This window comes from Brevibacillus choshinensis, from assembly GCF_016811915.1.
GTDB lineage: Bacteria > Bacillota > Bacilli > Brevibacillales > Brevibacillaceae > Brevibacillus > Brevibacillus choshinensis_A.
In genome coordinates, this window is sequence record NZ_CP069127.1 from 1,292,261 (window position 1) to 1,313,617 (window position 21,357).

Consider the following 21,357-nt stretch of genomic DNA (forward strand, 5'->3'; position numbering starts at 1 on the left):
GGCACTACTGCGGTAGTGCTTTCTTTGCCAGAGGATGACAAGGGGGCTGGGGCTATGAAAGCAATCGGGTTTGGGGACAACGTGGCAGACGTGTACTTGCATACGAGAACGCGCTATCCAGGGGGAAACTCCGTCAATTTCGCGGTCTTTGCCAAGCAGCTGGGAGTTTCCTCTGCCTATCTGGGGGTATTTGGCAATGATGAAATCGCAGCTTTCATCCAGGAAGAGCTGACAAAGATCGGCATCGACTTGTCCCGCTGCGTCCAGTTGGAGGGAGAAAACGGCTACGCGCAGGTCAACCTCGTCGATGGGGACAGAGTTTTCGTAGGGGGAAATGGTGGCGGTATCTCCACGCAATACCCGCCCATTTTGGACGCTGCCGATTTGAACTATCTGAAGGAATTTTCGCTGATCCATTCCGGCTGTTACGCCAGCGTTGAGCCCGAGCTTCCCAAGCTTCGGGAGCTTGAGGCCTTGGTCGCCTTTGATTTTTCTGAAGAATCCAAATTCCGCACGGACCGCTATTTGCAAAGCGTCTGTCCCTTCATCGATTTTGCGCTGTTTTCCGGCGGGAGAATGACCGACACCGAAATCGACGGGCTGGCAAAACGAGTCAGCGAACATGGCGTGCGTCACATCCTCGTCACCAGAGGTTCACAGGGCGCCCTTTTTTTCAGCAACGATGCTCCTTACGTCGGAGCAGTCGAATACGTGGAACCGGTGGACACCATGGGGGCGGGAGATGCCTTTTTGACGGCTTTATTGATCCACTTGGTACGATCGGGCTGGACCAAATCGCAAGCGCCGACTCCGGAAGCTATCCAAGCGGGGTTGCAGTTCGCTGCATCTTTTTCAGCGAAGACATGCTTGATTGATGGGGCGTTCGGGCATGGGCAGCAATATTAGAAAATATCTGAATTTGAACTTGACGGAATCGTCTGATAATTTTACTATTGTAGTAAAGGTATATACCAATTAGGAAAAGGTTGAGTCGGCATGGAATCACACAATAGGGAGAGCACCCCATTTTATAAACAGTTGAAGAATAAAATCTTGGATGACATCGAAAGCGGGAAGCTGTCCAGCGGAGACAAGCTGCCCTCCGAGCGAGAGCTGGCAGACTTGTACGGAATCAGCCGAATGACGGCCAGGCACACCTTGTCCGTATTGGAAAGGGAGGGAGTTGTCGAACGCAGAGTCGGGGCGGGAACCTTCATTACGAACAAGAAAATTGAGATGGACTTCATCACTTTCAACAGCTTTACCAAGAACATGCTCGGCAAAGGACTCCTTCCGCGCACACAGCTTCTCTCCGTCCGAAAAGAGCAGGCGAGACCTTCATTAGCCAAAAGATTGAAGGTGCCAGAAGGGGAAGGCGTGATTGTATTCAAACGTCTTCGCCTAGTCGACGACACACCTGTAGCGATCGAGGAATCATTCCTTCCGTACCTGTTTTGCCCGGGAATCGAGCAGCACATTGCAGACAACACGTCTCTGTATCAGGTGCTGGAGGACATGTACGGGATCGTTCTGGTGAAGGCAAAGGAGTACATGCAGGTCACTTTTTCAGACGATGCCGAAAGCAAGCTGCTGCGGATCAAATCGGAAAGCCCTTGCATCCTTTTGGAAGCGGTTGCTTTTGACAAAGCGGGAAGGGAAGTCGAATTTTCCAGATCGATCACGCGCAGTGACATCGTCCGCTACTATTCGGAATTGAATCTAAAATAAACCGAAAAGAGAGGTATCAAATTTTTTTGCGATAAATGGTATATACCAATACGGGGAGTGATCAAATGTGTTTGCATTAACCAGGAAAATGGTAGTGCTCGGTGCGTTGGTCTTGTCATTGGTAGCCAGCGGATGTTCCAGCAGTCCTTCGTCCGGCAATGGTCAATCCGCTTCGGAGCCATCAGCGGATGGCAAAGTCGAGCTCAAGTTTCTGCACAAGTGGCCGCAGCCGGAATACGCCCCCTATTTTGAAGAAGTGATCAAAGAGTTTGAGAGTCAAAATCCTACCATCAAGGTGAAAGTGGAAGCTGTCGCGGATGAGCCGATGAAAGACAAGCTCCGCGTCATCATGGGTGGAGGATCGGTGCCGGACATCATGTTTTCGTGGTCAGGTGAATTTGCCAGGAAGTTTGTGAGGTCGGGTGCGGCGATGGACTTGACCGAAGCGTTGAACGCTGATCCGGAATGGAAGAATGGCTTCATCCCCGCCTCGCTCCAGCCTTTCGTCTCCAATGACAAAAACTACGGAGTGCCTCTGCGTTTCAATGGAAAATTCTTCGTCTACAACAAAGAAATCTTTGACAAATATCAGCTGCAAAAACCAAAGACATGGGATGAGTTTTTGCAACTTTTAGACAAATTGAAGCGGGCGGGGGAAACACCGATCATATTGGGCAATGCAAGTCCATGGGCAGCCATTCACTATCTGACCGGACTGAATCAAAAGCTGGTCCCAGCCGATGTCCGAATGAAGGATTACAATCCCGAGAGCGGAGAGTTTACAGATCCGGGATACATCAGAGCGCTGCAGTATCTGAAAGAATTGAAGGACAAGGGATATTTTAATGACAACATCAACTCCAGCTCGCATGACATGGCGACGCAGATGTTCTTTGCCGGAAAAGGGGCAATGATGTACCTCGAGCTGGAAGAGTTCCAGCAGGTGCAAAAAAGCATGCAAGCCGCATTTGACTTCTTCCCGCTGCCTGCCATCGCGGAAGGAAAAGGCAACCAAAACTTCATAACCGGAGCGCCTGATGGATTTATCGTCTCATCGAAAACCCAGCATCCGAAAGAAGCGATCGCGTTCCTGAAGTTTCTGACCAGCAAACAAAATGCAGAAAAGCTCGTCAAGCAAATCGGCTGGCCGAGTCCGATCGTCGGCGCGACCAACACGGACACCGCCTTGAAGCAGGTCGCCGAAGCCGTTGACATGATGAAGAGCGCAGAAGGCATGGCGGAGTGGCTCGATACCGACGTTCATGCGAAAATTGCAGACTCGTATTTATCCAATATCCAGCTGCTCTTGGATGGCACGAAATCGCCTGAAGACATCATGAAGGAAGTTCAGGGAGTGGCCCAGGAGGTCAAACAGGAAGTCAAGCAATAAGTACTTTGGGTAAGCGACCGAGGGGGGATGCTTACCCTCTTCCTAGGAGGGAGCCAAATGTTGAAATCGTCTTTTCACAATGCCCGGTCTGCACTCCCTTTCATCCTTCCGGCCCTTTTGCTCATCGTGCTGTTTGTATTTCTCCCGATTCTCTTCAATCTGTACTACAGCATGTTTCGATGGAGCGCATTTGAGAGGAATGGGGTTTTTGTCGGGTTGGATTATTACGTCAAACTGTTTCAGGACCCTATCTTTTACACAGCTCTGAAAAACAACTCGCTCTATGCTGTCATCTCCCTCTTGTTTCAAGTGGGAGGGGGTTTGGTGATTGCGGCTATCCTGGAGGAAAAGGTGATCAGGCGCTGGCAGCCTCTTTTTCGGACCGTGTTTTTTCTCCCGGCTGTCATCTCGATCTCGGTGGTGGGTCTCATGTGGCAGCTGTTGTACAATCCGGAAATCGGTCTGATCAATGGAGCCTTGAAGGCCATCGGTCAAACCCAGTGGATGCACTCCTGGCTGGGGGACAGCAAGACAGCCATTTATGCGGTGGTGGCCGTTTCACAGTGGCAATATACCGGGTACATGACCATGCTTTTTTTGATCGCGATGCACAAGATTCCTGGAGAATTGTATGAAGCCGCGATGATTGACGGAGCCAATCGCCTTCGGACTTTCTTTCATATCACCATTCCGCAGCTGCGAGAAATGATTCTCGTAGGAAGCATGATCACGGTCATCGGAGCCTTCAAGGTATTTGATGAGGTGTACGTGATGACCTTCGGGGGGCCGGGCCGTTCCACGGAAGTGCTGGGCACCATGCTGTACCGGGCGGCGTTTCGCAACGATGAAATGGGCTACGCCTCGACAATCGGCACCGCAATCTTTGTGATCACGCTAGGCTTGTCGCTCCTGCAAATGCGACTCGCAAAAACGGGCCAGGAGGTGTAAGAAACCTATGACAGCTATGCAAAAAATATATCGCGCAGCGATCTGGCTGTGGTTTGCCGCCTATGCGCTCTGCATCCTGTATCCGTTGTTCTGGCTTGCGATGAACGGCTTCAAATCCAACCGCAATTTTTTCCTGGACCCATGGGGACTGCCGGACAAATGGCTCTGGAAAAATTACGTCTCTGCCTGGGATGCGGGAGTGGGTCAATACTTTCTGAACAGCGCATTCGTCACGGTGGTCTCCGTCCTGCTTGTCCTTGTCTTGGGCTCGATGGCTGCCTATGGACTGAGTCGCTTTCGCTTCAGAGGGGCAAATCTTCTGCTGCTTATCGTGGTGAGCGGGTTGATGCTGGCACCACAGGTGAGCCTGATTTCCCTGTACAAAATGCTCCAGATGATCGGTCTGTACAATACCCGCTGGGCGTTGATTGTGACGTATGTCGCATTTCAGCTGCCGTTTTCGATCTTCCTCATGCGATCCTATTTTTTATCCATCCCGAGAGAGCTGGAGGAGTCTGCGACGATTGACGGCTGCAGCACCTGGCAAGTTTACTGGCATATCATCCTGCCGATGGGAAAACCCATTCTGGCTTCTGCGGCTCTGCTGACAGGGATGAACGTGTGGAATGAATTCATGTTCGCGATGGTGTTCATCGAGGATTCCGCACTTCGGACGATTCCAGTGGGCCTCATGAATCTGAGGAGTCAGCTGAATACCGATTTCGGCGTCCAATTGGCAGGGCTGGCCATCTCTGCAATCCCGATGATTGTCATGTTCATCCTGTTTCAGAAGCAATTTGTCCGGGGGATGATGGCGGGGAGCGTGAAAGGATAAGCCACAAAAAGGCTCATGCATGTGCAGCAATTACTCTAACGATACGAGGAGGGGCAGATGGGAGCAATCAAGCGCTCGCAAATCACGGGAATGAACTTTCATTACCTGCATTATCCGCTGACCTATTTTTTGGATTCCATGGTCCGATTTCACATGGAGCAAATCGAATTATGGGGAGCGGCTCCGCATCTTTACGTAGAGGATTTGTCGCTGACTGAGATCAAAAATATCCGACGTGAGATTGAGAGTCGCGGTCTGAAAGTCGTCTGCTTCACGCCGGAGCAATGCATGTATCCGATTAATCTCGCAGCCAAGGAGCAGGCCATCCGGGAGAGGAGCAGGAGGTATTTTGAAAAGTCGATAGAGGCAAGCGCCGAACTTCAGTCAGAGCTCGTATTGGTGACCGCGGGATGGGGCTACCGAAACGAAAGCAGGGAAGAGGCGTGGAAGCGCGCCTGCGACTCCTTGCAGCAGCTTGCCGAATATGCCAGCCAGAGGGGGATCACGCTTGCTTTGGAGCCGCTGCAGCCAGTCGAGTCCAATCTCGTCTGCAACCTGACCGATTTGGCAGAAATGCTGCGTGCAATAGGGTCCCCAGCCGTGAAAGGAATGGTGGACACGGTCGCGATGGCTGTTGAAGGCGAGGACCTGAATCGCTATTTCGAACGTTTGGGGGAAAACCTCGCACACATCCATCTGGTGGACGGAAAGCCGGGTGGACATTTGGCCTGGGGGGACGGGAATCTGCCACTGGCTTCCTATATGGACATACTCGAGCGATGCGGGTACACAGGGGCATTGTCGCTGGAATTTACCTCTTCTCAGTATTTGATGGAGCCGGATAAAGCGGTAGAAGCATCGCTTCGGCAGCTGGGAGCGTTTGTGGTGTAGAAGAAATATGGATCTACAGGGAGGAGAAACACATGCTGAATGAAATGGTGACACGTGTGCTTGAGGAGTTTAAGCGTCGGGAGATCGAAAAAGTGTTCCTGGTCGGGTGCGGCGGTTCATCTGCGCTCATGTACGCGAGCAAATACGCCATGGACCACGAAGCCAAAACCATTGATTCTGATTTATACAGCTCCAATGAATTTATCCACCGCCATCCAGCAAAGCTGGGGGAAAAATCCCTCGTCATTCTCTGCTCGCACTACGGGAAAACCCCGGAAACGGTGAATGCTGCACGCTTTGCCAGAGAAAAAGGAGCACTGACGGTCTCGCTTACCTATGAGCCGGATTCCCCCTTGGCAGAGGCATCCGAATTCGTCATCCTGTATCAGGAAGGCAAAGAGCATCCTTTTTTGAACGATGCACACGCGATCATGTACGAATTGGTCTTCGGTCTTTTGCACATCAAAGAAGGCAATCCAAAGTACGATGCATTGATCGAAGCTCTGTCTCATTTGCGGCCGGTGATCGAAAAAGCGAAGGAGCAGGCTCTCCCGGCAGCCCAAGCCTTTGGCCGCGCCTATCAGGACGCCACGAACATCTATACCATGGCCAGCGGTGCCAACTACGGAATCGCCTACTGGTTCGCGATCTGCATTCTCATGGAAATGCAGTGGATTCATTCCCACGCCATTCATGCAGGAGAGTATTTTCACGGGCCTTTCGAAATATTGGATAAAGAGGTGCCCATGATCCAGCTCGTCGGTCTCGACGAAACTCGCCCCCTCGAAGAGCGTTCCCTCGGTTTTTCCCGCCAGTATGGAGACAACATCATCACCCTGGATGCCAAAGATTTCGATCTGACTGGGGTGGACGATCGGGTGAAGGGTTATATCGCACCACTCGTTCTGCATCGGGTCTTGCGGGTCTATGCGGAAGAGTTGGCTCATGCTCGCAACCATCCTCTCACCACGCGCAGGTACATGTGGAAAGTGGCGTATTGATCGATCGAAATAGAAAAACAAGCGCCTCGTGCTGCAGAAAAGAGTATAGTCTTGGGGGCAGGGTGCGCCGCTGGGCAGAGGAGGAGAGAAACCTTGATCAAAGGGATTGTTTTTGACTTCGATGGTCTTATCCTGGATACGGAAACGGTCTGGTATCACTCGTTTCGTGAAGCTCTTGAGCAGTACCGGCTGGAATTGACGTTGGAGACGTTTGCTTCCTTTGTGGGCACGCATGGAGCGGCATTCGATCAGCACCTCATGAAAGTGGCTGGGAATCAGCAAAAGATGGAAGACATCAAGCGGATCGCCAACGAAATCCATCAAGATAAGATCAGGAGTGTTCAAGCGAGGGAAGGGGTGCGTGACTATTTGGAGGCGGCCGTGGACCTCGGTCTGCGAATTGGTCTTGCCTCCAGCTCGAGTAGGGAGTGGGTCGAGAGATTTCTTCGGCAGCTTCAGCTTCTCTCGTATTTTGAAGTGATCAAAACGGCGGATGATGTGGTGAGAGTCAAACCGGACCCGGAGCTGTACGTGCAAGCCGTGCATGCCCTTCGCTTGCAGTCGGATGAGGTACTTGCTTTTGAAGACTCTGCTGCGGGTGCAAAGGCGGCTAAGGCTGCAGGGCTGCACTGCGTGATCGTGCCCAATCCTGTCACAATGGATCTGATTTTTGAGAACTATGACTTGCGCATAGAATCGATGGCCCAGCATTCGCTGACACATGTCTTGGCGAAGCTGGATGGGCAGTGGAGTGCAGACTCTCGTGGCTCCTTTTGAGAGAAAGATCCTATTCATCTCCCTCGCCGGCATGCTGTTCTTTGGTTCGATCGATTCGCTGCGGAGCATCGTGACTCCTCTGATCCAGGAGGACCTGAACCTGACCTATCTTGAGCTGAGCGGTGCGTTTTCGCTCGGATCGTTTGGTTATTTGGCAGGTTCTTTTCTGGGAGGGCTTCTTGTTGACAACAGGGGCTTGAAGCTCGTCACTTTGTGGGGAGGACTCCTCATTGCAGCAGGGATGCTTCTGTACATGTGCGTAGAAAACTACTGTCTATTCGCGGTTGGCTTCATCTTGGCGGGAATCGGAGGAGGTGTCCTGGAGATCGGAATTAATGGGGCCGTTCCTGCCATTTCTGAATCAATCGAGGATCAGGCGAGATATTTCAACTGGCTGCACGGTTTTTACGGCGTCGGAGCGTCCGGTCTCCCGCTCCTCGGCATTTTGATCCTGCAGCGATTTCCGGATTGGCGGAATGGGTTTTGGCTGGAGTTGGCTCTTCTCGGCTTCATCCTGGCGTTTGTCATTTGCTTTCGATACGGCCAAGTGACGACGAAGAGGCGAGTGTCGGATCGAAAAGCAATGAGGATCGTAAGTGCGGAAGGATCAATCAAGCTCGCGGGATTGCTTTTCGCCATCATGGTGTATGTCATGGCGGAAGTTGGTTTCGCTACATGGCTCCCGACTTATCTGGTTCAAGTCAGGCATCTGCCCCTGACAGAAGGGGCCTTGTACTTGTCTGGCTTTTATTTGGTTTTTACAGCAGGTCGCTTGAGTGCACACTGGTGGATCAACCGAATTGGGCAAGAGAAAGCAGTCATGGTCAGTTCGATTCTCGCCGTACTGATTGTTGGAGCTGCAATCCTTTGGACAGATCAGGCAACTCTTCCCTTGCTCGTCGTGGCAGGAATCTGCTTTGCGGCGATTTTCCCGACGATAGCAGCCATTGCTTGTCATCTGTATGCGGACCGGGCAGGGAAGGTTCTCGGATACCTGTTTACGGCTTCGGGTGTAGGTGCATTGGTGAGTAACGGTTTGATTGGTGTTGTCGCCAATGCATATGGCATCGAAACCGCTTTTTCTCTCATTATTGGCTTTCTGGCATGCGTGTTCGTCATCATGTTCGCGGTGATCCGTTCGAATGTGAGGCAATCAACAAACGGGTGAACGCATTGTCGGGTGGCTATGCTTCAAAACGGGCTGCCGGTTATGAATCGGCAGCCTTTGCTCAGCGGTTGGGCCGTTTATCGGTGCAGCTCGTATCGGCTGGCTTTGCTGAAGCTGCGGATCGCTGCGATCTCTTCCGCGGTCAACGGCGGCACGTTCACTGCCTCGATATTTTGCAGGAGCTGCTCACGTGAGCTGGCTCCGGGAATAACGGTGGCGACAGCCGGATGGCTAAGCGAATAACGGATAGCCAGCTGCGACATGCTGCGCGTACGGTTCACCAGAGGCGCCAACTTCTCTCGTACGGCTACGATCTCTTCCATGCTGTAGTCCAGGTATCCTTTTGCTACCTTCTTATTCTCAGCAAGCGCTCCGCTGGCCACCGGCCCCCGAGCTATGACACTGATGCCTCGCGCCTGGAGCATGGGCAACACTTCTTCTTCTGCGCGGCGGTCAAGAATGGAGTACTGGTTCATCACGCTTACGATGGATGAGCGTGCAGCATATTCACGAATCACATTGGGACGTATGGAAGAGATGCCGTAATGCCGGATGACCCCTTCCCGCTTCAGCTGTTCGAATGCTTCAATCGTCTCGTCAATCGGATCATCCAGCGTGCCCCCATGCAGCTGATAGAGATCGATGTAATCCGTCTGCAGCCTTCTCAAGCTTTCTTTTACAGCGGATAAAATGTACGCTTTCGATGGATCCCATACCCAGCCATCCTGCCCGGGAATGCGCCGATTGCCCACTTTTGTCGCCAGAATGACTTTGTCACGGCGCCCCTGTATCGCTTTTCCCACCAGCTCTTCATTCCGTCCCGCTTCATATAAATCTGAGGTATCCAAAAAATTGATGCCACGCTCCAGCGCCTCTTGAATAAGAGCAACAGCTTTTGTCTCATCCGTCCCTACCGTCATACAGCCGAAGCCGACCTCGGTGACCATGAGATCGGAAGAACCTAAGCGGGTGGTTTTCATTTGGAGAATTCGCTCCTTTCCGTGGTACGATTACATTGATTATACAAGATGCCTTTCCATGAAATCCAAGAATGTATAGGGGAATCGACACGAACCTGGCCCCCGTGTGATTGAGCTTTTCAGGCAATTTATTTTCGTAGAACATTTTATATCTTGTAAATTTTTAGATTTATCCTAAAATAATGAATAATTGGTCCTATTTGATTTTTTTGCTTCCAATCACGTTACTCTCACTCTACTCTCGTGGAAGCTGATAGATCTTGGGCTGAAGATAACGATAAATATGGTAAGAGGGGGATTCAAGCAGATGAAAAAACGAGTTCAACTTGGCTTTCTATCAGCAGCATTGGTTGCAAGCATCGCACTCACAGGCTGTGCCGGCTCAAACAATGCGGGAGGCAATGCAAGCGGCGGGTCTGCTTCGGGCACGCAAGGCTCCACAGGTGAAGGAAGCGGTGCTGCCCAAAATGGAGGGAAAATTCTCATTGCAACACAGAGTCCTCTTTCGGGGTCCCAGTCCGCTCAAGGTGATTCCATCAAGAGCGGTGCCGAATATGCGCTTAAAATGAAAAAAGAAGATTTTAAGAAATTGGGCTTCGATTTGCAACTGCTGCCCCAGGATGACCAAGCCGATCCGAAAATCGGGGTTTCCAACGCGGAGATGCTTATATCCAACCCTGACGTGCTTGGTGTCGTGGGTCACTTGAACACGGGAGTGGCCATCCCATCTTCTGTAAAGTATGAAGAGGGCAAACTTGTCATGGTATCGCCGGCCAATACAGGTGTGAAGTTAACGGAAGAAGGCAAGAAGACAGTCCACCGCATATGCGCACGCGATGACTCGCAAGGTCCTAAAGCAGCCATGTATGCCAAAAACACACTCAATGTCAAACAAGTTTTTATCATGCACGATAAAACAGCTTACGGTCAAGGTCTGGCCGATCAGGTGAAAATGCAGTTTGAAAAAGACGGTGTAGCCGTGTTGGGCTATGAAGGGATAACTGCTGGCGAGAAGGATTACTCTGCGGTTCTCACTCAGATCACTTCGAAGAATCCGGACTTAATCTTCTTCGGCGGTATGTACCCTGAAGGTGGCATTCTCATTAAGCAAGCCCGGGAAAAAGGGTATAAAGGCTATTTCATGGGCGGAGATGGATTCGACAACTCGGATATGATCAAGATTGCTGGTGAAGCGGTCGACGGAGTGATCTTTACTTCCGTAGCGGGTGACGTATCGCAAACCGAAGAAGGTAAAAAGTGGGGAGAGGAATACAAAAAGGCAACGAACAAACCTCTGGAAGCCTTTTCCGTTTACGGTTATGATGCGATGAATGTTCTCTTGCACGGTGTGGAGGAAGCCATTAAAGCCAATGGCGGCAAGAAGCCAACTCGTGAACAGGTGTTGGAAGCTGTTCATAAGACAAAAGACTTCCAGGGACAATTCACGAAGGTTACATTTGATGAAAAAGGCGATAACGAATTTGCTGACGTGTTTATTTACAAGTACGAAAAAGATAAGGATAAATCTGTTTTTGTCGGCAAGGCAGAATAGAATCTGTCTACATGCAACACTTCATCTACACGGGGGCGGCACGCGGGTGCATGCCCCTTTTTTGTGCGCATTCCCGGCTTTGAGAATAAATACGCTTCTCTCCATTTATCCTCTCTCTCACCCTACAGTTGCAGCAACCGACTTCTCAAAAATGAGAGGAGGATTCTCACTTTGCTGCTGCATGTTCTGGAATTCGGGGCAATTTCCTCATCTTATGGCATTCCGGCTCATGGCATCATTCTTGCTATTTGTAACAGATTGTAAATACAGATGAGGATGGTGGATAGCATGCATCAGAAATCCCGCGAAGAGTCGCTTGCGATGGCGAAAGAAATGCTGGAATTCATCGAGAGCGAGACATTGACAGTCGAGCAGAAGAAAAAAATCGTATCGGATTCGGTCGAGAATTTTACCAATCACGTGACAAAGGCCATTCTGACTCACCGCAAGTCAGTCTCGACGGATTACTCTGTGGTGGAGTGGGAGGATGAGGCAGCCGTATTCCGGGATACCATGGGTGACGAGTACGTCGATTGTCTCGGAGGATATGGCGTCTATCTGTTGGGCCACCGACATCCCAATGTGGTAAAGGCAGTGGAAGCCCAATTGAAGCGATACGCTTTGCACAGCCAGGAAATGATCGATCCGCTGCGTGGCTATCTCTCCAAGCTGGTGGCCGCGATCACTCCGGGGGATCTGCAGCACTCGTATCTGGTGAACTGCGGCACCGAGGCGAATGAGATGGCTCTAAAGCTGGCACGGCTTGCGACCGGCAAAAAATATTTCATTTCGATGGAGAGAGGCTTCCATGGCAAAACGCTAGGCTCCCTCTCCGCATCCGGCAAGTCAACGTTCCGTGAGCCTTACTCGCCGCTCGTTCCTGGCTTCCAGCATGTTCCCTACGGAGATGCGGATGCCGTCGATCAGGCGATCCGTATGTTGATCGCTACGGGAGAAACCGTGGCGGGCGTGATCGTGGAGCCGATTCAGGGGGAAGGCGGCGTGAACATCCCGCCAGATGACTTTCTGCCGCGTCTCCGTGAGATTTGCGACAAATACGAATGCCTGTTGATCGTCGATGAGGTGCAGACGGGCATGGGGCGCACAGGCACCATGTTTGGCGTTGACCACTGGAATGTCGTGCCGGATATCATGACGCTGGGCAAGGCGTTCGGTGGCGGTGTCATGCCCATAGCCGCGATGGTTGCGAAGAAAAAGTGGTGGGGAAAAATGGAGGAAAATCCTTTCCTGCTCGGATCCTCCACCTTTGGCGGGAATCCGCTCTGCTGCGCCGGCGCGATCGCAGGCATCAAGACGATTTTGGAAGAAAACATTCCGCAGGTGGCCAAGGAAAAAGGCGACTATATCATGCTTCGCCTCCGTGAAATCCAGGAGCAGTATCCGGAAATCCTGGTGGCCATACGCGGAAAGGGACTGCTGATCGGCATGGAGTTTGCCAGCAACAGCCTCGGGTATTCCTTGGCCAAAACGCTTTTTGGCAAGAAGATCCTCGTCGGTGGCACGATCAACAACGCGACAGTCATCCGCATTGAACCGCCTGCCGTGATTTCCTACGAACAGCTGGATTACGTGCTTGCTTGCATCGAAGAAGGAATCGCTCATTTGTCCAAAGAGGCGAAAGTGGCCCGATAAACGGTACCCACGAATAGGAGGCGGGCTGATGAAGGAAGCCAAAAAGCTGTTCATAGATGGGGAGTGGGTCTCCTCCTCAACAGGGGAGACGTTTGAAGTAAGGAATCCAGCCAGCGGAGAAGTGATCGCCCAAGTGGCCAAAGGCACCCGCGACGACACGAAGAAGGCGATCCAAGCAGCTCGGCGCGCATTTGACGAGTCGGGCTGGGGAGAGAGCAAGGCGCGGGATCGGGCTGAGCTGTTGTGGAAGGCGGCGGATCTGATCGAGGAGAGGGCAGAGGAATTCGCGCAGACGGACACACGAAACAACGGCAAACCGCTGCGGGAATCTCGCTACGATGTCGCCGATGCGGTCAATCAATTCCGTTATTACGCAGGTCTTTGCACCAAGCCTCAGGGGCAGACGTATGACGTGCCGGATGATATCCAGGCAATGGTGGTTCGCGAACCGATCGGGGTGGTAGGTGCGATCACCTGCTGGAACTACCCGCTTGTCATGAACGCGCAAAAAGTGGCTCCCGCTTTGGCTGCGGGAAATACGCTGGTGTTGAAGCCGGCAGATCTGACGCCGCTGTCCACCATCATGCTGTTCGAATGCCTGGAAAAGGCCGGATTTCCCCCAGGTGTGGCCAATCTGGTAACAGGACCGGGAAGTGTGGTAGGAGATGAGATTTCCCGAAATGAATCAGTCGACAAGGTCGCCTTTACTGGAGGAACGGAAACCGGCATCACCATTATGAAAAACGCTGCCGATACCGTAAAAAAACTGTCTTTAGAGCTAGGAGGCAAATCGCCGAACATCGTCTTTGCCGATGCTGATTTTGAGACGGCTGTGGACTATGCGCTGTTCGCCATTTTCGCCAATCAGGGAGAGGTGTGCTCGGCTGGTTCACGGCTGCTCTTGGAAGAGGGCATCTATGAGACTTTCCTTGCGCGACTGGTGGAGCGGGCGCAAAAAATCGTGGTGGGAGACGGCGCCAATCCAGAGACCGAAATGGGACCGTTGATTTCCGAAGGACACATGGAGAGGGTGCTCGATTACATTCGGATCGGTCTTGATGAAGGGGCGAGATTGCTCTGCGGCGGCAAACGGCTCACAAGCCATGGCTTGGAAAAGGGATATTTCGTGGAGCCGACGATCTTTGCTGTAGATCATCGAAATGATCTGCGCATCGTCCAGGAGGAGATTTTTGGCCCCGTACTGGTCGTCCAAAAATTCCGCACCGAGCAGGAAGCAGTGCAGCTGGCCAACAGCACCAAATACGGACTAGCCGGAGCGGTTTTCACGAATGATGGTGCCCGCGCACAGAGGATCATCCGCAAAATGCGTGCGGGCATTACCTGGATCAACACGTATCATCCTACATTCAACGAAGCGCCATGGGGCGGCTACAAGATGAGTGGCATCGGTCGTGAGCTGGGGACGTATGGCTATGAAGCGTACACCGAGCTCAAGCAGATCAACATCAATATGAATGTGAAACCAAGCGGCTGGTTTCGCAATTGAATCCGGACAGCAAAAAGGCGGGGGCCATGTACCCCGCCTTTTTCTTTGAGCGAATCATTCGATTGGCTACTGCGAGCTTTTTACTTCCGACCAGGCTCGATCGTACAGCTTGATGGCATCGCCAATATCCTTCAGGCTCTCTACCCGCTTCATTTCCTCAGCGGGTGGATAGATGGCGATATTGTCCAGCGTGGCTTTGTCAATCAGCTTGCGTGCCTCTTTGTTCGGATTGATATACGGGAATGATTTGGCGATTTCCGCGCTGATTTCCGGCTCAAGCAGGAAGTTGACGAACGCTTCCGCCGTTTTTTTATGCTTGGCGCCGGCTGGGATGACGAAATTGTCAAATGTGAGCATCAGCCCCTCCTTGGGAAGGACCGTCTTGATCTGCGGCTTTTCCCGTTGGGCAAGAGCGATTTCAGCGCCCCAGACAAAGGCGATGTTCACTTCGCCGTTGATCATCAATGTTTTCGGGCTGTCACTGTCAAAGGCTTTGATATTCGGCATCAATTTGAGCATTTTTTGCTTTGCTTCCTCGAGATGAGCGGGATCCGTGTCATTCCCGGGATATCCGAGCGTCTTCAATACCATACCGAGGATGAAGCGCTGGTCGTCCACCATGACAATCTGGCTCTTGAATTCCGGTTTCCAGAGATCTTCGAAGCTATTGATCTCTGTTTTAATGTTATCCGGGTTATAGGCGAGAGAGACGGTGTTGCCCATGTAAGGAATGCTGTATTTGTTTCCGGGGTCGTGATCTTTGTTGACGAATTCCTCAGAGAGATTCTTGATATTGGGAATGTTGTTCAGATCAAGCGGTTCGATGAGGCCCTGATTCGCCATGGGCTGAATGAAGTAGTCGCTTGCCACCGTCAAATCGTAGATACCCCCGCCTGCCGACACCTTCGCGAGCATTTCCTCATTGGAGGAGAAGGTGCTGTAGTTGACCTTCACACCGTATTTGTCCTCGAATTTTTTGATCACTTCTTCAGGCAGGTACTCCGACCAGTTGAAGACGTTCAGCTCCTTGTCCAGACCGTTGCCTGGGCCGGTTTCCTGTGTGGCGGGAGAGGATGAGCCGCATCCAGCCGTCACTGCCATTGTCACAGCAGCGATTGATGCCGCGATGGAATGCTTCCAGTTTTTCGTCATAATGAACCCCCTTTGTTTCTCTAATTTTTTCTCATTCGGATGCGTTCCGCGATGATGACCAAAAACAGCGTGACAATCAGCATCAGGGTGGACAGCGCATTGATTTCGGGAGTGACCCCGAATTTGACCATCGAGAATATTTTGAGCGGCAAAGTAGCGCTGGCAGGGCCTGCGACAAAAAAGCTGATGATGACATCGTCGATCGAAAGGGTGAACGCCAGGAGACTGCTGGCCAGAATGCCAGGCGCAATGACGGGAACCGTCACTTTCACGAACGTCTGCCAAGGAGTTGCGCCAAGATCCATCGCAGCTTCCTCGATGCTCCTGTCAAATCCGGCCATCCGAGCCCGTACGACGACCACGACAAAGGGAACAGAGAAGGTGACGTGGGCAGCGATGAGCGTGAAATAGCCAAGCGGCACCTGCAGCTGCGCAAACAGAGCGAGCAGGGAGATGCCCATCACGATTTCCGGAATGACGATTGGCAGGTACAGCATGGCATCCAGCGCTGTTTTACCCCGAAATTGGTACCGGTACATTCCGACGGCTGCCAGGGTGCCGATCATAGTGGCGGCAATCGTGCTGATCAAAGCGACGAGCAGGGACGTTCTCATGGCATCCAGCACGTCGTTGTTTTGCATCAGCTTTAGATACCAGTCGAGCGTAAATCCGGTCCAAACGGCATTCAGCTTGGATTGGTTAAAGGAATAGAGAATCAAGATGGCGATCGGCATGTACAAAAACAGATAAATCAGGGATGCATACAGGATCGAAAGCTTGTTGCCAAAAGAAAGGCGCACACTACAACAGCTCCTTCCCTTGTTTGTCTTTGGTCACCAGGATGTAGCCTAGAATGAACAGCAGCGTCAGCACCATCAGGATGATCGAGCTCGCTGCGCCGAAGGGCCAATCCCGCGCGGTGAGGAACTGGTTCTTGATCAGGTTCCCGATCAAAACGGTTTTGCTGCCTCCCATCAGGTCGGGGATGAAAAAAAGACCCAATGACGGAATGAAAACAAGCAGGGACCCTGCCAAAATGCCTGGAGCTGTCAGGGGAAGAGTAACCCTGCAGAATGTCTGCCAGGGCTTGGCTCCCAAATCCCTCGCTGCCTCCAGCAGGGAGCGATCCAGCTTTTCAATGGAAGCGTACAGCGGTAGCACCATAAACGGCAGCATCGTGTATACGAGGCCGATCAGCACGGCTGTTTCGTTGTACAGAAGAGAGAGCGGCTGGTCGATCAGCCCCATCTTCAAGAGCAGGGTGTTGATGACCCCTTCGGTTCGCAACAGCACGATCCAGGCGTATGTACGGATCAATGAATTGGTCCAAAAAGGGATGATGATCAATAGCATCAGGATGTTCCGGTATTTCGCCGGGGATCGGGCGATGATGTAGGCAAACGGATAGCCGAACACGAGGCAGCTGGCCGTTGTGAAAAAAGCCAGGACGCAGGAGACCCAGAGGATCTTGAAGTAAAGCGGGTCAAAGAAGCGGATGTAGTTCTCGAGTGTCAACGGGAGGTTGATTCCCCCAAACGAACTGCGTGAGAAAAAGCTGACAGCCAGCACCAGAACCAGGGGCAAAAGGAAAAGTGCGACCATCCAAATAAGGACAGGCCCGATTGTCCAGATCCTGCCGTAGTCTTTGGGACGGTTCGTTTTCGGCGCTGCGGCTGGATGGGTGGAGGCGGTGGAGCCGATCACCGGAGGCTTCATTGGGTTACCACCACCCCGTGTTCCGATTTCCAATGGACATAGAGCTCATCGCCCGCACCTGCAGGCAGGAGCTGATCGGTCTTCTCCAGAGCCACGAATTGCTTGCCGTTTGCAAGAGTGACCACCGTCCTGGTTGATCCGCCGCAGTAAATCCTCTCCGTCAGCCGGCCACAGATTTGGACCACCCGCTCATCGGCGGAGGGCTCCAGAGAAAGCATGGATTTTTCCGGTCGGATGGCCACTGTCACTTTCTCATTGTTGGGAATAGGGAGTGCCGTGGCCGCGATCTGAAAGCCTTCACACTCAATCAGCATGTGCTGGTGATCCCGGGCGCTCACCGTACCGGTCAACAGGTTGGTCTCCCCGATGAATTCAGCCACGAACCGGGTAGCTGGCCGCTCATAAATCGCTGCGGGAGTATCCACCTGCTCCAGTACACCCTGATTCATGACAGCAATCCGGTCAGACATGGTAAGTGCCTCTTCCTGATCGTGCGTGACGAATACAAATGTAATTCCCAATTGCTTTTGCAGGTGCTTCAGCTCGACCTGCATCTGTTTGCGCAGCTTCTGATCCAGAGCTCCCAGCGGCTCGTCAAGCAAAAGCACCTTTGGGTTGTTGATCAGCGCGCGGGCGATGGCAATCCGTTGTCGTTGACCACCGCTGAGCTGATCGGGCTTGCGGTTGGCGTAATCCTCGAGCTGGACCAGACTCAGCGCTTTTCTGACACGCGCATCAATTTGGCTTTTGGGGACCTTTTTCACACGCAGTCCGAACGCGACATTTTCATAGGCGTTCAAGTGGGGAAACAGCGCGTAGCTCTGAAACACCGTATTGACGTCGCGCCCATAGGGGGCCAAATCATGGACGTACTCGCCGTCCAACATGATTTGGCCGGAGTTTGGATGCTCAAAGCCCGCGATCATTCGCAGCGTGGTTGTTTTCCCGCATCCGCTGGGTCCGAGTAATGTGAGGAATTCTCCTTTCTGGATGTCGAGGGAAAGATCATGGACAACTGTTTGGGGACCAAATTGTTTGACGAGATGTTGTAGTTTAACCATGGGACCTAACATGGGAACCCTCCCTTATACATATCTAAAAATTCAGACTAGCAAGAACAATGCCAAGGCATGTAGTGGAGGATCGCAGACGAACGATACGCAAATAAGCAACCAGGTAAGAGGGAGGGCGTTGATTGCTTCTTGAAAATTAGAAAATTTTCTCATCATTGAGAAGTTGGTGCCCCTCCAATTTACGATACAAAGTAGCGAGCCCAATCTCCAGCTTGTCAGCCACCATGCGTTTTGCTTCCAGCGATTGCCCGTGCTGCTGAAGCATGGCGGACAGGATTTGCCGCTCGTGTCGGCGCAGTCGTTCTTTCAGGGGGAGGTCGCTTTCACCGGGAATGGCAATGGCGCTGACGCTATGGTGCTGCCGGATGCGTACAGGGATGCTCTCCAGCCCGATGTAGGGAGTGGTTTCCATATTGACCGCGTATTCGATGGCATTTTCCAGCTCTCGTACGTTCCCTGGCCATTGGTACTGGCAGAACATCACCTTTACTTCAGGGGTAAAATCAAGGATCGGGTGGTTCAGAAGTTGACGGTATTTTGCCAGAAAGTAGTCCATCAGCAGCAGGATGTCTTCCGAACGTTCTCGAAGCGGCGGCATATGCAAGGGGATCACGTTCATCCGGAAGTACAAATCCTCCCTGAACTCTTTGTTTCGGACCATTTCCTCCAGGTTTTTGTTGGTAGCGGAAATGACACGAATATTGACAGGCAGCAGCTTATTGGATCCGACGCGCTCGACCTGCTTGGTTTGGAGGACATGCAGCAGCTTCACCTGGAGATGCAAAGGCAAATCACCAATCTCGTCCAGGAAAATGGTGCCGCCGTCTGCCAACTCGAACTTTCCCGCCTTGCCTTCCCGTTTCGCTCCGGTAAAAGCACCCGCCACATATCCGAACAATTCGCTCTCCAGCAAGGACTCTGGGATGGCTCCGCAGTTTACGATGATGAACGGTCCGTTGCTTCGGGAGCTGGCGGAGTGGATGGCGGCTGCCAGCATTCCTTTTCCGGTCCCGCTCTCTCCGGTTATCAGGATGTTGGAGGTGCCGCGGGCGACTTGTTCAGCCTGTTTGATCACTAGCGCAAGTGAGCGGCTTTTGCCATGAATTTCGGAAAAATACAGGTTTTTGTGCTCGTTGGTCAGCACGTAAGCCAATCGGCGCATGTCGACCATCCTGCGGAAAGAAGCGACCACTCCTACGACGCGATTATTGACGTGAATCGGGCGGGCAGTGACGATGAAATGCATCTCGTGATTGTCCAAACGGTAAATTTCTTCCTGCTCGATGTAGCCCATGCCGCTTTCGAGCACTTGTTGCATGGGGGAGCCGTTCCATATCGATTGCAGCGGCGAGCCGATCAGCTCGTGCTTTGCCTTTTGGACCAGCTGCTCGGCCGTTGCATTACACGTAGTGATGATGCCTTGCTCATCAATGGCGAGAATCCCCTCGTGAATGGATTCGATGAGGGTCTCCAATTGCTGAAATGTCTTTTTCCACTCGTTCCACGCCTCTTGTTCGGCAATTTTGCTGGTCAAAAGCTCCGTCATCCTCTGCAGGAACGTGAGGTATGGAAGGCGGTTGTGGATCAGCATGCGTCTCTGAGATTCGGTAAAGGCGATCAGTCCGATGACGCCGATGACCTTTCCTTTGTAATGGATGGGAGTACATAGTTCTGCCAGCTCTTCTGTGACCCCTTGAAGGACAGAGGGGTCGTACTTGGGATCGTTTCGGGCATCCTCGATGAAATAGGGCTGATTGGTGGTGATCACTCTGCCGTACAAGTACCCCGCGTCAATTTGTCCGCCTTCTTCCTTGCTGTTGATCCGCTTCTCGTAATACCCAGTGCCGGCAATAATCGTCATCTGATCGTCCACGATTTCCGTTTCGATTTGCAATGCGGCCGATATCGCTTCGGCCACTTTTTGGGTGATCTCCTGAAATTGCTGCAAAAGGCTCATGCTGATCTCCCTCCCAAGCATGTGATTACCTGTAGCAATTCGGTTGGAAGGAAGGCAAGTCCTCCCAATTTTGAGAATATTCATTAAAATGTAGAATAGTAGCATCCTGATAAAAAAACAGAACCAGCCTGAATGAGGGCTGGTTCTGCTGTATTTATCGAAACACGTCGGCAATCGTTTGAATTACCATTTTTAAAAACTCAGATAGGGAAGATACGAAGCTCTTGGTCTCTTCTCTGTTCATAAACTCATCAACTTGAGCTTTGGCCTGATTCAGGCCGTCACCCAAAGCGACCCAATCGATATTCGCATCTCTCATGCGTTTGAACAATTCAACCAATCCGTTTACTTCCGATTCGGTCAGGTTGATGTTTACTTGATTTGACACTTCATGAATCAAAACGTTGATTTCTTCATCTGTTTTTGGTTGCTGCTTGGCAAACTCTTCTTTGATGGCGCTGATGAGTTTAGCAGCGTCTTCCTTGCCGTGACTATCCGCTAATTGGCCGGTTTTCACCATTTCCTCATTCGCGACTTGTTTTTGGGCTTCAGGGATGGAAACGCCGCTGGATGCCTCATACGCCTTAATGATTCCTGTCAATCCCGCTGTTCCCGAAACAGGGAAAGGAGCGGTTACGTACACATCCGCATTTTTCACACCCGCCGTCGTGAGGGCATTCACATACATCTCATTTGTCACCCAGTTAATGTTATGTGTCTTCACTTTTAGGCCAGAACCTTCTTCGCCGACGGTAATTTTTGAAGATGACAGCGCTCTGGTTCCGATTTGTGCCTTTGAAATGTATCGAGCTAAATACTGATGCTCTTCTTGATTCGTTACCTTTACAACAGTGGACTTTTCGGATTCCCCCATCTCAGCAAGCAAGGCTGTTTGCTGCTCTTTGGTCAAATCGTTTCCTAGTGTGACGATTACGTCTCCCGGGGCACTATCGGCAAAGGCAGTCAGAGGGGAGAAAAATACCGCCATCGCGACAAAAAATGATGCAGTATATTTTTTCAAGCAAAATA

The 21,357-nt window shown here is 51.8% G+C and carries 19 protein-coding genes; 12 read left to right on the top strand and 7 right to left on the bottom strand.

Annotation, left to right across the window (positions count from 1 at the left end; translation table 11 throughout):
- The first annotated feature begins 54 nt into the window (after positions 1-54).
- The 9 genes from JNE38_RS06905 (at position 55) to JNE38_RS06945 (ending at position 8,738) form a co-directional block, all read left to right on the top strand.
- On the top strand, positions 55-906 hold the full coding sequence (locus JNE38_RS06905) for a PfkB family carbohydrate kinase (protein WP_203355867.1): 852 nt from the start codon (positions 55-57) through the stop codon (positions 904-906).
- 90 nt (positions 907-996) lie between these two features.
- Positions 997-1,728, top strand: coding sequence for a GntR family transcriptional regulator (locus tag JNE38_RS06910; RefSeq protein WP_203355868.1), 732 nt, complete (start codon positions 997-999; stop codon positions 1,726-1,728).
- Positions 1,729-1,795: 67 nt separating this feature from the next.
- Positions 1,796-3,118, top strand: a complete 1,323-nt coding sequence (locus JNE38_RS06915) for an ABC transporter substrate-binding protein (protein WP_203355869.1) — start codon at positions 1,796-1,798, stop codon at positions 3,116-3,118.
- 57 nt (positions 3,119-3,175) lie between these two features.
- Positions 3,176-4,066 (top strand): carbohydrate ABC transporter permease, encoded by an 891-nt coding sequence (locus JNE38_RS06920; RefSeq protein WP_203355870.1) that lies wholly within the window; start codon positions 3,176-3,178, stop codon positions 4,064-4,066.
- 7 nt (positions 4,067-4,073) lie between these two features.
- The gene (locus JNE38_RS06925; RefSeq protein WP_203355871.1) at positions 4,074-4,901 is read left to right on the top strand and encodes a carbohydrate ABC transporter permease; all 828 of its coding nucleotides are present in this window, start codon (positions 4,074-4,076) and stop codon (positions 4,899-4,901) included.
- Positions 4,902-4,958: 57 nt separating this feature from the next.
- Complete coding sequence (locus JNE38_RS06930) at positions 4,959-5,792, top strand: sugar phosphate isomerase/epimerase family protein (RefSeq protein WP_203355872.1); 834 nt, start codon at positions 4,959-4,961, stop codon at positions 5,790-5,792.
- Positions 5,793-5,824: 32 nt separating this feature from the next.
- Positions 5,825-6,793 (top strand): SIS domain-containing protein, encoded by a 969-nt coding sequence (locus JNE38_RS06935; protein ID WP_203355873.1) that lies wholly within the window; start codon positions 5,825-5,827, stop codon positions 6,791-6,793.
- A 93-nt stretch (positions 6,794-6,886) separates the two neighbouring features.
- Complete coding sequence (locus JNE38_RS06940) at positions 6,887-7,570, top strand: HAD-IA family hydrolase (RefSeq protein WP_203355874.1); 684 nt, start codon at positions 6,887-6,889, stop codon at positions 7,568-7,570.
- Positions 7,545-8,738, top strand: a complete 1,194-nt coding sequence (locus JNE38_RS06945) for an MFS transporter (RefSeq protein WP_203355875.1) — start codon at positions 7,545-7,547, stop codon at positions 8,736-8,738. Before JNE38_RS06940 ends, JNE38_RS06945 begins: the two co-directional genes overlap by 26 nt.
- A gap of 77 nt (positions 8,739-8,815) precedes the next feature.
- Here JNE38_RS06945 and JNE38_RS06950 read toward each other — a convergent pair whose 3' ends face one another.
- A complete protein-coding gene (locus JNE38_RS06950) occupies positions 8,816-9,718 on the bottom strand; it encodes an aldo/keto reductase (protein WP_203355876.1) in 903 nt (300 codons plus the stop codon).
- 307 nt (positions 9,719-10,025) lie between these two features.
- Between JNE38_RS06950 and JNE38_RS06955 the strand changes: the two genes are divergently transcribed.
- The 3 genes from JNE38_RS06955 (at position 10,026) to JNE38_RS06965 (ending at position 14,430) form a co-directional block, all read left to right on the top strand.
- Entirely contained in the window at positions 10,026-11,270 is a 1,245-nt protein-coding gene (locus JNE38_RS06955) for a branched-chain amino acid ABC transporter substrate-binding protein (protein WP_203355877.1), read from the top strand.
- 288 nt (positions 11,271-11,558) lie between these two features.
- A complete protein-coding gene (locus JNE38_RS06960; protein ID WP_203355878.1) occupies positions 11,559-12,923 on the top strand; it encodes a putrescine aminotransferase in 1,365 nt (454 codons plus the stop codon).
- A gap of 28 nt (positions 12,924-12,951) precedes the next feature.
- Positions 12,952-14,430 carry an aldehyde dehydrogenase family protein gene (locus tag JNE38_RS06965; RefSeq protein ID WP_203355879.1) on the top strand — a complete coding sequence of 493 codons (1,479 nt, stop codon included), beginning with the start codon at positions 12,952-12,954 and terminating at the stop codon, positions 14,428-14,430.
- 66 nt (positions 14,431-14,496) lie between these two features.
- Here the strand turns inward: JNE38_RS06965 and JNE38_RS06970 are convergent, their stop codons facing one another.
- The 6 genes from JNE38_RS06970 to JNE38_RS06995 form a co-directional block, all read right to left on the bottom strand.
- The gene (locus tag JNE38_RS06970) at positions 14,497-15,582 is read right to left on the bottom strand and encodes a polyamine ABC transporter substrate-binding protein (protein WP_203355880.1); all 1,086 of its coding nucleotides are present in this window, start codon (positions 15,580-15,582) and stop codon (positions 14,497-14,499) included.
- Positions 15,583-15,602: 20 nt separating this feature from the next.
- The gene (locus JNE38_RS06975) at positions 15,603-16,316 is read right to left on the bottom strand and encodes an ABC transporter permease (RefSeq protein ID WP_203357441.1); all 714 of its coding nucleotides are present in this window, start codon (positions 16,314-16,316) and stop codon (positions 15,603-15,605) included.
- Positions 16,317-16,383: 67 nt separating this feature from the next.
- Positions 16,384-17,184: an ABC transporter permease gene (locus tag JNE38_RS06980; RefSeq protein ID WP_238933703.1), complete on the bottom strand. Its 801-nt coding sequence runs from the start codon at positions 17,182-17,184 to the stop codon at positions 16,384-16,386.
- 110 nt (positions 17,185-17,294) lie between these two features.
- Positions 17,295-18,371, bottom strand: a complete 1,077-nt coding sequence (locus JNE38_RS06985) for an ABC transporter ATP-binding protein (RefSeq protein ID WP_203355882.1) — start codon at positions 18,369-18,371, stop codon at positions 17,295-17,297.
- Between the two features lie 136 nt (positions 18,372-18,507).
- Positions 18,508-20,328 carry a sigma-54-dependent Fis family transcriptional regulator gene (locus JNE38_RS06990; protein ID WP_203355883.1) on the bottom strand — a complete coding sequence of 607 codons (1,821 nt, stop codon included), beginning with the start codon at positions 20,326-20,328 and terminating at the stop codon, positions 18,508-18,510.
- A gap of 154 nt (positions 20,329-20,482) precedes the next feature.
- Positions 20,483-21,349: a DUF1002 domain-containing protein gene (locus JNE38_RS06995; protein ID WP_238933579.1), complete on the bottom strand. Its 867-nt coding sequence runs from the start codon at positions 21,347-21,349 to the stop codon at positions 20,483-20,485.
- Positions 21,350-21,357: the final 8 nt, after the last annotated feature.

Excerpts from the sequence above, each read along its gene's own strand:
- JNE38_RS06935 (WP_203355873.1), top strand. The coding sequence starts at position 5,825 with ATGCTGAATGAAATGGTGACACGTGTGCTTGAGGAGTTTAAGCGTCGG.
- JNE38_RS06985 (WP_203355882.1), bottom strand. The coding sequence starts at position 18,371 with ATGTTAGGTCCCATGGTTAAACTACAACATCTCGTCAAACAATTTGGT.
- JNE38_RS06950 (WP_203355876.1), bottom strand. The coding sequence starts at position 9,718 with ATGAAAACCACCCGCTTAGGTTCTTCCGATCTCATGGTCACCGAGGTC.
- JNE38_RS06990 (WP_203355883.1), bottom strand. The coding sequence starts at position 20,328 with ATGAGCCTTTTGCAGCAATTTCAGGAGATCACCCAAAAAGTGGCCGAA.
- JNE38_RS06910 (WP_203355868.1), top strand. The coding sequence starts at position 997 with ATGGAATCACACAATAGGGAGAGCACCCCATTTTATAAACAGTTGAAG.
- JNE38_RS06930 (WP_203355872.1), top strand. The coding sequence starts at position 4,959 with ATGGGAGCAATCAAGCGCTCGCAAATCACGGGAATGAACTTTCATTAC.
- JNE38_RS06960 (WP_203355878.1), top strand. The coding sequence starts at position 11,559 with ATGCATCAGAAATCCCGCGAAGAGTCGCTTGCGATGGCGAAAGAAATG.
- JNE38_RS06970 (WP_203355880.1), bottom strand. The coding sequence starts at position 15,582 with ATGACGAAAAACTGGAAGCATTCCATCGCGGCATCAATCGCTGCTGTG.
- JNE38_RS06975 (WP_203357441.1), bottom strand. The coding sequence starts at position 16,316 with ATGCCGATCGCCATCTTGATTCTCTATTCCTTTAACCAATCCAAGCTG.
- JNE38_RS06980 (WP_238933703.1), bottom strand. The coding sequence starts at position 17,184 with ATGGTCGCACTTTTCCTTTTGCCCCTGGTTCTGGTGCTGGCTGTCAGC.
- JNE38_RS06955 (WP_203355877.1), top strand. The coding sequence starts at position 10,026 with ATGAAAAAACGAGTTCAACTTGGCTTTCTATCAGCAGCATTGGTTGCA.
- JNE38_RS06905 (WP_203355867.1), top strand. The coding sequence starts at position 55 with ATGAAAGCAATCGGGTTTGGGGACAACGTGGCAGACGTGTACTTGCAT.
- JNE38_RS06925 (WP_203355871.1), top strand. The coding sequence starts at position 4,074 with ATGACAGCTATGCAAAAAATATATCGCGCAGCGATCTGGCTGTGGTTT.
- JNE38_RS06965 (WP_203355879.1), top strand. The coding sequence starts at position 12,952 with ATGAAGGAAGCCAAAAAGCTGTTCATAGATGGGGAGTGGGTCTCCTCC.
- JNE38_RS06920 (WP_203355870.1), top strand. The coding sequence starts at position 3,176 with ATGTTGAAATCGTCTTTTCACAATGCCCGGTCTGCACTCCCTTTCATC.